The sequence below is a fragment of the Sphingobium terrigena genome (assembly GCF_003591655.1).
In the GTDB taxonomy this organism is placed as follows: Bacteria; Pseudomonadota; Alphaproteobacteria; order Sphingomonadales; family Sphingomonadaceae; genus Sphingobium; species Sphingobium terrigena.
Window position 1 is genome coordinate 23,181 of record NZ_QVRA01000033.1, and the last position, 12,278, is coordinate 35,458.

At 61.8% G+C, this 12,278-nt stretch carries 10 protein-coding genes; 8 read left to right on the forward strand and 2 right to left on the reverse strand.

What is annotated here, in order from left to right; all coding sequences use genetic code 11:
• From D0Z70_RS21645 to D0Z70_RS21680, 8 genes are all read left to right on the forward strand, one after another.
• Positions 1-684 (forward strand): iron reductase, encoded by a 684-nt coding sequence (locus D0Z70_RS21645; RefSeq protein ID WP_024018502.1) that lies wholly within the window; start codon positions 1-3, stop codon positions 682-684.
• Complete coding sequence (locus D0Z70_RS21650; protein ID WP_024018501.1) at positions 681-1,376, forward strand: cytochrome c3 family protein; 696 nt, start codon at positions 681-683, stop codon at positions 1,374-1,376. Before D0Z70_RS21645 ends, D0Z70_RS21650 begins: the two co-directional genes overlap by 4 nt.
• A 238-nt stretch (positions 1,377-1,614) precedes the next feature.
• Positions 1,615-2,940 (forward strand): NRAMP family divalent metal transporter, encoded by a 1,326-nt coding sequence (locus D0Z70_RS21655; RefSeq protein WP_226949255.1) that lies wholly within the window; start codon positions 1,615-1,617, stop codon positions 2,938-2,940.
• Positions 2,941-3,405: 465 nt separating this feature from the next.
• Positions 3,406-5,811, forward strand: a complete 2,406-nt coding sequence (locus tag D0Z70_RS21660; protein WP_024018499.1) for a glycosyltransferase family 4 protein — start codon at positions 3,406-3,408, stop codon at positions 5,809-5,811.
• An 81-nt stretch (positions 5,812-5,892) separates the two neighbouring features.
• Positions 5,893-6,906 (forward strand): phosphogluconate dehydrogenase (NAD(+)-dependent, decarboxylating), encoded by a 1,014-nt coding sequence (gnd, locus tag D0Z70_RS21665; protein ID WP_119750000.1) that lies wholly within the window; start codon positions 5,893-5,895, stop codon positions 6,904-6,906.
• Positions 6,903-8,333: a glucose-6-phosphate dehydrogenase gene (zwf, locus tag D0Z70_RS21670; RefSeq protein ID WP_024018497.1), complete on the forward strand. Its 1,431-nt coding sequence runs from the start codon at positions 6,903-6,905 to the stop codon at positions 8,331-8,333. Before gnd ends, zwf begins: the two co-directional genes overlap by 4 nt.
• Positions 8,330-9,145, forward strand: coding sequence for a Cof-type HAD-IIB family hydrolase (locus D0Z70_RS21675; protein ID WP_024018496.1), 816 nt, complete (start codon positions 8,330-8,332; stop codon positions 9,143-9,145). Before zwf ends, D0Z70_RS21675 begins: the two co-directional genes overlap by 4 nt.
• A 202-nt stretch (positions 9,146-9,347) precedes the next feature.
• Positions 9,348-10,115: an HAD-IIB family hydrolase gene (locus D0Z70_RS21680; protein ID WP_024018495.1), complete on the forward strand. Its 768-nt coding sequence runs from the start codon at positions 9,348-9,350 to the stop codon at positions 10,113-10,115.
• A gap of 100 nt (positions 10,116-10,215) precedes the next feature.
• On the opposite strand, the gene D0Z70_RS21685 is transcribed toward D0Z70_RS21680, so the two are convergent.
• The gene (locus tag D0Z70_RS21685; RefSeq protein WP_024018494.1) at positions 10,216-11,505 is read right to left on the reverse strand and encodes a glycoside hydrolase family 130 protein; all 1,290 of its coding nucleotides are present in this window, start codon (positions 11,503-11,505) and stop codon (positions 10,216-10,218) included.
• 181 nt (positions 11,506-11,686) lie between these two features.
• Positions 11,687-12,278: zinc-binding dehydrogenase (locus D0Z70_RS21690; RefSeq protein WP_147418815.1), on the reverse strand; the 592-nt coding region annotated here is incomplete at its 5' end.

Genomic DNA, 12,278 nt, shown 5'->3' on the forward strand with positions numbered 1-12,278 from the left:
ATGACCGAAACCGAGAAAGTAACGGTCGGCGCTCTCTTGACCGCTCTTGCGCTGCTGGTCCCGGCCTTCCTGCTGCATTCCGCGCCGCGGTTCCCCGGGAGCCTGGCGGGAGGCCTGTTCGGCATCGCCGCCGCCCTGCTTTTCGTGCTCCTGCTCGTCTACAGCATCGTGAAGCGGCAGGCGTGGGTCAAGCAGCGCACGCAGCGTCTCGTCTCGCTTGGCGGACTGCTCAGTTTCCATGTGTATGCCGGCGCGATCGGCGCGCTGCTCGGGATTATCCATTCAGGGCACAAGTTTCAAAGTCCGATCGGCATCGCCCTCGTGATCGCGATGCTGACAGTCGTCGTCACGGGCTTCATCGGCCGATATTATCTGGCGCAGGTCGGCCAGGAATTGCGGTTTCAGCAAAAGGAACTCAAGGTCCTGCGCGACCGCTATGACGTCCTGGCGGCCGTATCGGCCGATCTGCACGGTCAGAACATCGTTGATCCATCAGGACTGCCGCTGGACTCGCTGCTCGGCGCGATAGCCGATCTCGAATTCACGATTACCGCACGCGACGTCATCAAGGCCACGCTCGACAGGTGGATCGTCGTGCATATCGTCGCGGCGATCATCATGTACGGATTGCTGACGATGCACATCTGGAGCAGCATCTACTTCGGCCTGCGGTGGTGGCCATGAACCGGACGACCATCGTCTATCTGATCCTTGCGACGCTCGCGGTGGCCGCCGCGATCGCCGTCCCCCTCACCATCTACCGCTCGGGCAGCACCGCGCTGCCGCAATGGGCGTCGTCGGTTCGACCCGGGCCGCTATCGAACGCCCATGCATTTCTCGAAGGCAAGTGCGAGAGCTGTCACACGCCCAATCGCGGGATCAAGGCCGAAACCTGTATTGCCTGCCATGCGTCGGCGCCGGAATTGCTTATGAAGCCGGAGACCGCCTTCCACGTTAACGTCACGGAATGCGCCGGCTGCCATGTCGAACATCAGGGGAGAGACATTCGGCCGGTCCGCATGGATCATGCCGTACTCGAGAAGATCGCCCAGCGTGGCATGAACCATCCCGCGGGGCTCGACTGCCAGTCCTGTCATGCCCCCCGGGACACGCATAAGGGCTTCTTCGGCACGGACTGCGCCAGCTGCCATCTCACGAGCAGCTGGAAGATCAGCGGATTTCTCCACCCCAGCCCCAAATCAACCGAATGTTCGCAGTGCCACAAGCCGCCGCCGAGCCATAACATGATGCACTTCGAAATGATGGACAAGACGATCACCGGCGAGAAGAGCGCCCGCGTGGAGCAGTGCTTCGCGTGTCACCAGACCGACTCATTCAACAATATCAAGGGTGTCGGCATGGTGAAGGTCCATTGACCCGTCATAGGGGTGTACCGGCAACAGTCGCTACGCGCGCTTTACTCCAGCCCGAAAGAGCAATTCGAGGATTTCCCGGAGTTGGAAAGGGCGCTGCCCGACAGCTTTTCCTCGCGCCACGTCCGTTCGCGCGAAAATGCCGCTGCCCGCAGACCACATTCACGAAACCGAACTCAAGGATCCGTAACCGGCCGACCAAAGAACTGGAAAAATGGGACCAGCGTGCACGAGAACCCCGTTGGCGCGCGAGCCGGATTCCCAACAGGACGGCCCTTTGATGAAAGCTCCACGCCCAAAGGCGTCTCGCACCCGCCGATTGCGACGCATCCGCCAAATATTTGGCCCAGGATTTATTGCCGGAGCCGCCGACGACGATCCCAGCGGGATTGCAACCTATGCGCAAGCCGGCGCGGCTTATGGATATATGCTTGGCTGGACCATGCTTCTCACCTGGCCGCTTGCCGCGGCCGTGCAGGAGATCTGTGGTCGAATAGGGCGAAGTACCCGCGCCGGGCTGGCTGAAACCATTCGTCGTCGTTGTCCATCACCCGTTCTAAGGCTCGTTGTCCTCCTCCTGTTCATCGCAAATATCATCAATCTCGGGGCCGACCTGGGTGCAATGGGCTCGGCGATGTCTCTCATAGGCGGCGGTCCCCCGCACCCCTGGGTGATCGTCTTTGCGCTTGCTTCAACATTGCTCGAGACGTTTGTGGACTATCAGCGATATGCCCGGCTCTTGCGATGGATGACCCTGGCGCTCCTGGCTTATGCGGCGACGGCATTTGTGGTGCATGTATCCTGGGGCTCGGTCTTGCGCGGGCTTGTAGTACCAGCCATGCCCGGCTCGGGAGCGTGGATGCTGGTGGCGGCGATCTTTGGCACCACGATCAGCCCCTATCTTTTCTTTTGGCAGGCCTCGCAGGAAGCCGAAGAAGCGGGCCTGGCCAGCGCTGGTGATGCGGAGCCAGGGCCAGACTGGCAAGTGCGCCGTATCCGACTGGACAGCTGGCTCGGAATGCTGTTCTCGAACGTCATTGCCATCTTCATCATCGTGACGACGGCCGCAACTCTGAATGTCGCTGGAACCACCCAGATTGATACGGCTGCTCAAGCGGCCGAGGCGCTTCGACCGCTTGCAGGCGATTTTGCCTTCGCGCTTTTCGCTGTCGGAATCATCGGGACCGGCATGCTCGCCATTCCGGTGCTCGCCGGCTCTGCGGCCTATGCCGTTTCTGAAGCATTTGGTTGGCGGACCGGCCTTGCGCAAAGCGCTGGGCGGGCCAAGGCCTTCTATGGCGTAATTGCTGCCGCGGGGTTGCTGGGTGTGCTTGTGCACTTCTCCTCGATCGATCCGATGAGGGCATTGCTATGGAGTGCTGTCGTCAACGGCTTTGTTGCAGCCCCACTTATTGCCCTGGTGATATGGCTCGGCTCGGATTCCGAAGCGATGAACGGCCAGCCCATTCCTCGGCGGCTGCAACTGCTCGGTGGCGCAGCCTGTCTGGTCATGGTCGGTGTTGCCATAATGACCACAGTTTCGTGGATCGCCCCGACCGCGCGATAAATGATGATGATCCCCTGGCGATCCAGCGCTCGCACGCACAGATCAAGCTTGGCACGAGATTGACGCGTTCCGCCCTCAGCAATTTCAGCATCGTGAATCCGGCCGACGCGCGGCCTGGCTCAGGCGACGCCGGTCAGCAAGTCCTGCGCACATTACGTAACGCGACGTGTGTGTGCTTGCCATAAATCGAAGAAATGCAAGCCAATCGCCCAAGTCACCGCGCCAGCATTAACGCCGTCAGGCCGGCGCGGCCGCGCAATCCTGTGTCCAAGCTGCTCAGGCGTGGAGACAGAATATTGGCCTTGACTCTGGACGGTGGTCGAAGCCCGACAACATGGTCGGATCATGAACCCCATTGCTCGGCAACCGTCGTCTTGCCGCGGCGCGAACACGAGGGAGCAGCGGACGCGGCCCCCAAGGCGGCATGAGCCGCTCTGAGAGATATTTTCATATTTGAGGTCGAGCATGAACCACTCTGTGATCATTCCCCCGCTCAAGCGTATCGCTGTCGTAGGAACCTGCATTCCAAGGCAGTGTGGCATCGCCACCTTCACCAACGATCTGCAGCAGGCGTTGAAGAACTGCGATTCCGATCTCTCTTCAATGACGATCGCGTTGACGGACGATGCCAACACTTACGCCTATCCGCCCGATGTCGCCCTGGAGATCCAGCAGGCCTCGCCCGCGTCCTATGCAGTCGCCGCCGACTTCCTCAACGTGTCGAACGTCGATCTCGTTTCTCTTCAGCACGAGTTCGGGATCTTCGGAGGTGAGGCCGGTGAATTCATCCTTGGCCTTCTCAGCGGCCTCAACGCTCCGATCGTCACGACGCTGCACACCGTACTGGCCAACCCCAACCCTGCACAACGTCGCGTCATGGATGGCATCATCAAACACTCATCCCGCCTCGTCGTCATGGCGGACAAAGGACGGCGCATTCTGCAGGACGTCTATGATGTCCCGACCGAGCACATCGCCGTGATACCCCACGGCGTTCCGGACCGCGCCTTTATCGATCCGGCGATGGCGAAGCACAAACTGGGACTTGCAGACCGGACCTTGTTGATGACCTTTGGCCTGCTTGGTCCAGGCAAAGGTATCGAAACGGCAATTCGCGCAGTGCCGGCACTCGTTCGCGACCATCCCAATCTGCTCTATATGATTGTCGGCGCGACCCACCCCAACCTCGTTAGGGATGAAGGCGAACGCTATCGCGATAGCCTCGTTGCACTCGCAACCGAACTCGGCGTCATCGAGAATATTTGCTTTGTCGACCGTTATCTCTCACTGGATGAGCTGCTCGACCATTTGGCTGCATGCGATATCTACCTATCGCCTTACCCCAATGAAGCGCAGATCGTTTCAGGAACGCTCGCTTACGCTGTTGCCCTTGGTAAAGCGGTCGTCTCCACGCCCTTCTGGTATGCGCAGGAACTGCTCGCCGACCATTGTGGCGTGCTGGTGCCTTTTTCGGAACCGGATGCACTCGGAGCTGCCGTCGCTCGATTGATCGTCGATGGCGCGTCGCGTAGCGAGATTAGAACCCGCGCGTACGAGCGCGGTCGCGCGATGATCTGGTCGAGCGTGGCGAAGCAGTACCTGAAAGTCTTCTCCGATGTCCGATTTGAAAGACGCTCCGGCGCTTCTCGGGCTATACGTCCTGTAAATGACGAAGCCTGGAACAGGGCGCTTCCACCGATAAACACGGACCATCTCGCCGCTCTTACCGACATGGTCGGCGTAACCCAGCACACAAAATTCGCGGTTCCGGACCGGAGACACGGCTATTGCCTCGATGACAACGCGCGCGCGCTGTTGCTTCTCTCCGAACTATCGACGCTGCGTTCTCTTACTCCACACGAGGAGCAGCTTGCGTTGACATATGCCGCATTCGTTGAGCACGCCTGGTCGCCAAAGGATAACCGCGTCCACAATTTCATGGGGTTCGACCGCACATGGCTCGACGATGCGGGAGCCGACGACGCGCATGGCCGCACGGTCTGGGCGCTGGGGGCGGTCGCAATGCGAAAAGACGATCGATTCCTGGACGGATGGGCCGCCGCGCGCTTGCTGGAGATGGCGCCGGCGTTGGTAGCGCTGACCACGCCGCGTGCCTGGGCCTACGGGCTGCTCGGCATCTCAAAGCTTCTCCGGCGCTTCCCGGGCCATCGCAATCTGGAACAGCTGCGAGGAGAACTGTCCAATCGCTTGTTCCAACGTTGGTCTGACGCCGCCGCGCCCGACTGGATCTGGTTCGAAGACAGGCTCGGCTATGACAATGCCCGATTGTGTGAAGCTCTCATCGAAAGCGGCCATGACACTGGCAACGAGTCTCACCTTGATGCCGGCCTCGATACGCTGCGCTGGCTGATGACGCTGCAGACGGCTGAAGCTGGGCACTTTCGGCCGATCGGAACCGAAACATTTGGAAGCGACAGGCGGCGCCCGCAGCCGTTCGACCAGCAGCCTCTCGAGGCTTGTGCAGCGGTGAGCGCATGCCTTACCGCGGCCCGAGTCACCAGCGACGTCCGGTGGAAGCGCGAAGCGCGCCGGGCCTTCAATTGGTTTCTCGGGGCAAACGACCTTGGCATCCCCGTCGTGGACGTCGAACGAGGCGCCTGCTTCGATGGTCTCCATCCAGACCGGCGCAATGCCAACCAAGGCGCTGAATCGACGCTCGCATATCTTTCCGCACTGACCGCGATCCTGAGCACGGCCGAACAGGATAGCTCGTCGAGCAGAGCGGCACGCGTAGTCGAACTCTGCGCGGCCGGTACTAAGCCTCTCAGGCGGGTACCCAACGGGGTCCGAACAGGTCTTCCCGAAGACCGCCCAGAAGCTCAGCTTTCCTGTGGATGCCCAAATCCATGACGACGGTATCGGCTCAGCCGGCTGAAAAGGCCCGAGCGCTCAAAAGGTCCGCGACCGACTCCATCGGTCCGTTGGCGATGGATGCCGTACAGAAAGCTGAGGCATGAGCAGATGCGTATAGCGATGATCGGCCTCGGCAGGATGGGTGCCAATATCGCGCGCCGTCTGATGCGCGGCGGTCACGAGATCGTCGCCTATGATCGGAACCCGCCGCTGGTGGCCATGCTGGCCGGCGAAGGCGCGACCCCCGCCGCTTCGCTTGAGGAGGTCGCAGCCACGCTGGAGGGGCCGCGCATCTTCTGGGTGATGCTGCCAGCCGGACCGCCGACGGAGAGCACGATCGAGACGCTGATGGGCCTCGCCTCCCCAGGCGACATAATCATCGACGGCGGCAACAGCTTCTACAAGGACGACATCCGCCGGGCGAAGCTGTGCGCCATGAAGGGGCTCCACTATGTCGATGTGGGCACCTCAGGCGGCGTGTGGGGCCTCGACCGAGGCTATTGCATGATGATCGGAGGCGATGCTGCGACGCTCGTCAGTCTCGATCCTCTCTTCGAGGCCCTGGCACCAGGCTTCGGGACGATCGCACGCACGCCGGATCGCGGCGATCCCAACGAGGATGCCCGTGCCGAGAAGGGCTATATCCACACCGGTCCCGCCGGCTCGGGCCATTTCGTCAAGATGGTGCACAACGGCATCGAATATGGCTTGATGCAGGCCTATGCTGAGGGGTTCGACATCCTGAAGGGCAAGTCATCGGCCAAGCTGCCGGAAGACGAGCGCTTCGACCTCAACCTGACGGACATCGCCGAAGTTTGGCGTCGCGGAAGCGTCATCTCCTCGTGGTTGCTCGATCTGACCGCAACGGCGCTCGCGAAGGACCAAATGCTGGAACAATTCTCCGGCCAGGTCGCGGATTCCGGCGAGGGTCACTGGACGATCGAGGCGGCAATGGAGGAGGCAGTCCCTGCCTACGTGCTCTCAGCGGCACTGTTCGCGCGCTACCGCAGCCGCGTCGACACAACGTTCGGCGACAAGCTGCTCTCGGCGATGCGGTTCGGCTTCGGTGGCCATGTCGAGATGCCGCAATGAGCGATGCTCCGACTGCGCCCTCTGCCACCTTCGTTATCTTCGGCGCACTCGGAGACCTCGCCCGCCGCTTGCTGATACCCGCGCTCGTCAACCTCGCTCGGGCCGACTTGCTGAAGGAGGATTTGGCGCTCGTCGGTGTCAGCCATCATGACATCGACGACGAACAGCTGCGCGCGGCGCTTGACGAAGGCGTGGAGGACGATGCCAACTGGCAATGGCTCCGCAGTCGTATCCGCTATTTGAAAGGCGATTTCGCCGACCCGGCAATGTATCAGGGTCTCGGCCGCCAACTCGCCGGCAACGCGATATTCTACCTCGCCACCGCGCCGACTTTCTTCGGGACCGTCGTCAATCAGCTCGGCGATGCAGGACTGCTCACCGAGACCGATGGTTTCCGCCGCGTCGTGATCGAAAAACCGTTCGGGACCGACCTTGTCTCCGCGCAGGCGCTGAACCGGCAAATCCTTTCCCGCGCCAGCGAGTCCCAGATCTACCGGATCGATCATTTCCTTGGGAAGGAGACCGTGCAGAACATCATGGTCACACGCTTCGGCAACACCATGATGGAGGCCGTCTGGAACAACCGCTACGTTGACCATGTCCAGATAACGGCGGCCGAGGCAGTGACCGTCGGCACCCGCGGCAGATTCTACGACGCCACCGGCGCATTGCGGGACATGGTTCCCAATCATCTCTTCCAGCTACTGGCGATGATAGCGATGGAGCCCCCGATCAGCTTCGATGCCGATGCGATCCGCACGGAGAAGGAGAAGGTGATTGCCGCCATCCTGCCGATCGACCCGGCCGAGGCCATTCGCGGGCGCTATTGCTCGGGCTCAGTCGCTGGCAAGGCCGTTCCCGCCTATCTCGACGAGCCCGACGTGGACCCTGCCAGCCGCACGGAGACCTTCGCCGCACTCAAGTTGCACGTAGAGACATGGCGGTGGTCGGGCGTGCCCTTTTATCTACGCACCGGGAAGGCGCTGGCGACCCGTGATACCGAGATCGTCGTCCAATTCCGCGACGTGCCGCTGGCGCTTTTCCAGGAGACGGTGGTGGACCGGCTGCCCCCCAACCGTCTTGTGGTGCAAATCCAGCCCGACGAGGGCATCAGCCTCGAGTTTGTGGTCAAGCGGCCTGGGCTCGTCGTGAACACTGCGCCAGTGGCAATGGATTTCCGCTACCGTGACCATTTCGACGTTGGCCACCAGACCGGCTACGAAACTTTGCTGTATGACGTGCAATCCGGCGACCAGACGCTGTTTCAGCGCGCCGCGCAAATCGAAGGTGGCTGGCGCGCTGTGCAGCCGCTCCTCGATCTGTGGACGCAGGGCACTCCCGAGGACTATGCCGCAGGCAGCGCCGGCCCAGAAAGTGCGGATGCGCTGATGCACCGCTCGCATCGACGCTGGCATCACCTGGGATGAGCAGCCCTATTCGCCTGATCGTCTCCGATATAGATGGCACGCTCGTCCGCCAGGACAAAAGCCTCTCCGAAGGCGTCATCTCTGCAGTTGGACGCGCCAGAGCAGCTGGTATTGCGGTGAGCCTGATCAGTGCTCGCCCGCCCAGCGGCATGCTTTGGATCGCGAGACGGCTGGAACTCCCGGGCGTCATCGGCGCTTTCAATGGCGGCACGATCGTCGAGACGGATGGGGCTGTCATCTCGGCCGACCAACTCGATCCCGAGTGCGCCGCGCGGACGCTCGCCCTGCTCGAGCACCCAGCCGTCACGCCCTGGCTGTTCACGGGCGGCCTCTGGTACGCACGCGCGGCCGACGATGTGTACGTTCCGCGCGAGCGCCGCGCGGCAAACATCGAGCCGATAATCAGGGACAACTTCGCGGGATTGCTCGCACACACTGACAAGATCGTCGGCGTCAGCAACGACCAAGCACTCCTCGCGCGACTTGACGGCGATATCGCGGCAGCGCTCGGACGCTCTGCGACTGTCGGCCGTTCACAGCCTTACTATCTCGACATTACCGCCGCCCAGGCCAACAAAGGTGATGGCGTCGCCGCCCTGGCAGCCGCGATCGGAGTGCCGCTCGCCAACGTTGCCGTCTTGGGGGACGAGCGCAATGACCTTCCAATGTTCGCGCGCGCTGGCCTCTCAATTGCGATGGGACAGGGTCCCGACGCGGTCCGCTCAGCCGCTGACCAGGTGACTGTGTCGAACGAGGAGGACGGCGCTGCCCAGGCGATAGACAATATCATCCAGACGGAGGCTGCGAGATGATCCAGCCATTGTCGGTCGCGCCATCGATGTGCGCGACGAGGTGGCGCGCAAAAAATGTGCAGCGCCGCACGAGCCGGGCCAAAGGCGGATCCGCTGCGGCATCTTGGAAAGGCGCATCGCGTTCGGAGATCCACCAGAGCCGGCGATCGTGCCTTAGCGCCGCCTACCTGCCGAGCGACCGCACCCTGATTGGAGTCCACCGATGAAGCGACTTTTCGCCTTCGATCTCGACGGCACGCTGGCTGAAAGCAAGCAGCCGATCGACCAGAATATGGTCGAGTTGCTTGCCGCGCTGCTCGATCTCGTCGGCGTCGCGGTTATCTCCGGTGGCGACTGGCCGCAGTTCGAAGCGCAAGTCGTGTCGCTGCTGCCGAGCAGTGCCAACCTCCGGCAGCTCTTCATTATGCCGACGACGGGCACCAAACTCTACCGTTTCGAGAGCAGCTGGAAACCAGTCTATGCTGATGTGTTCGACCCCGACGAACGCCAGCGCATTCTGCGCGCGTTTGAACAGGCTCTGGACGAGATGGACCTGGCGCACGAGAAGATATGGGGCGAGCGGATCGAGGACCGCGGAAGCCAGATTACTTTCTCTGGACTTGGACAGGAGGCGCCGCTCGATGCAAAGAAAGCGTGGGATCCCGACTTCGCCAAGCGCAAGGCACTGCAGGCGGCGCTTCGATCACGACTGCCGGAATTGTCCGTCAACGTGGGAGGATCAACCTCCATCGACATTACTCGCCAAGGTATCGACAAGGCCTACGGAATGCGCCGTCTTTCCGAGGAATCCGGCATTCCGCAGTCGGCCATGCTGTTCATGGGGGACGCGATCTATCCCGGTGGCAATGACGATCCCGTTCGCGCAGCCGGAATCGACGTAATCCCCGTGCGAGACGTGGCGGAGACCCGAACCGCGATCATGGCAATCCTCGCTTGCCTCGCGCCTGATCCCGCTCTGGCCGAGCAATAACCACAGGTGCGAGATGACCCGCCGCCCGGGCGCGTCTCACGCCGGCCGGAACAAGAATTCTCCACCCGGCGGCCGACTATTCCCTGTGAGCCAAAGTGACCTACTCCATCACATCGAGGAGATTGTCGATCGATGCCGTAGCGAAGGCAGTAAAGCTGTCCGCCACGCCATAAGGGAGCAACATCGTCCGACCCTGAACAATCGCACCGCAACTGTAGACGACGTTGGGCACGTAACCGTCTCGCTCGTGGGGACTGGGGAAGAGCACCGGGCGCGGCGTGCGGGCCAGCAGCTTCGATGGGTCGTTTTTGTCGAGCAGACACGCGCCGATGCAGTAGTTTCGCACCGTGCCGACACCGTGGGTCATCACCAGCCAGCCTTCGTCGAGCTCGATCGGCGACCCGCAATTTCCCACCTGCACGAATTCCCAGGGGAACTTTGGCGTAATGAGCTTTTCGCCCCCTTCCCAGTTCAGCAGCTCATCGGAAAAATGTAGCCAGATGTTCTTGCTGTCCTGACGCCCAAGCATTGCGTACTTGCCCGCGATGCGCCGCGGAAAGAGGGCCATACCCTTTCCGCTCGAGGCGCGACCGCTCAGAACGCGCATGTCGAACGACCGAAAATCGGACGTCGTCAGCAATTCCGATCGCACTTGGCCCCCGCCGAACGCGGTATAGGTTCCATGATAGATCATGCTGCCGTCATCTTCGCAGAAGCGGACGAGGCGCGTATCTTCGATGCCTTGCGTTTGGCTTGGCAGTACCGGGAACAGCACGGTCTCCGAAATCGACCTGCCACCAGCGCAGCAAAGGCGCGCCGCTACGCCCTCACCTCTCGGACAGGTATCGATAAGGGGCGCTACCGATGTCGGACTGGCATCATCGACGACGAGCGCTCCTCCCGGCGTCCAGGTGCCAGTGCGGAACGTCACGGACGACACATGTCCCTCGCCAATTCCCCGCAACGAGATCACGAAACGGATGGTGCCTTCGGCAAGACCCGACTGGTCGGGATGGAGTACCGCGCTTGGATTGAACAAGGCGGCCGCCTCATATGCAAATTCCTCGCTGCAATAGGCACCGATCAATCGTCGTTGCGCAGCGTTCGTCCGATCAGCGCCTTTAATCCGACCGGCGATATCGTCGAATTGGCGAAGCAGCATGGCATCAACATCACGATGGTTCTCGTCCAGCGACAGCGTCACGCCTTTCAACTGGCGGGCCAACTCAGCCTCGTCGAGACCCATGATCAGGTCGACTGTCTCCTGCGTGCGGGATGGACCGTCGTCGAAGCCTCTGGGGTAACTCGGCTCAAATGGCCGGACGACAGTGCGTGATGGATCGGGTCGAAGCACGCGGTCGTAAAAGGTGAGCTTGGCGCGTTCGGTCATGCCGGCCGGTCTCCACCCAGGGCGCTGCCGCGACCAAGGAGATCTATGACCGCTTTGTGCCGGTCCCACGGTACGAGAAAACTCGCCCCGGGGTCGCGGCACGTGACCCGCCGACGTCGAGAGCCGAGGCTAACTCGATGCGAGAGCGGTTGTTCCGCGCAGGCTTTGAGCGAGCGCGCCGTCACTGGGCGCCGCCCTCGAAGTCGATCACGATCCGGCCTTCGATTTCGCCATGATGCATGCGCGCGAAGATGTCGTTGATATTCTCCAGCGTGTCCGTCGTGACGGTCGCGTGAACCTTGCCCTCGGCGGCAAAATCAAGGGCTTCCTGCAGATCGAGGCGAGTGCCGACAATGGAGCCGCGAACGGTGATCCCGTTGAGGACCGTGTCGAAGATCGACAGCGGAAAGTCGCCTGGCGGAAGCCCGTTCAACGCCACCGTGCCGCCCCGCCTGACCATGCCGAGTGCCTGCTTGAATGCGATCGGCGACACGGCGGTGACAAGTGCGCCATGGGCGCCCCCGATCTCCTTCTTGATGAATGCCGCGGGGTCGACGTTGCGCGCGTTGACGGAGAGATCTGCGCCCAGTCGCTCCGCGAGCGCGAGCTTGGCGTCGTCGATATCGACGGCCACGACATTGAGCCCCATCGCCTTGGCATATTGCACGGCCATATGCCCGAGACCGCCGATGCCCGAGATCGCCACCCAATTGCCGGGCCGTGTGTCCGTGACCTTCAGCCCCTTGTAGACCGTCACGCCGGCGCACAGGATC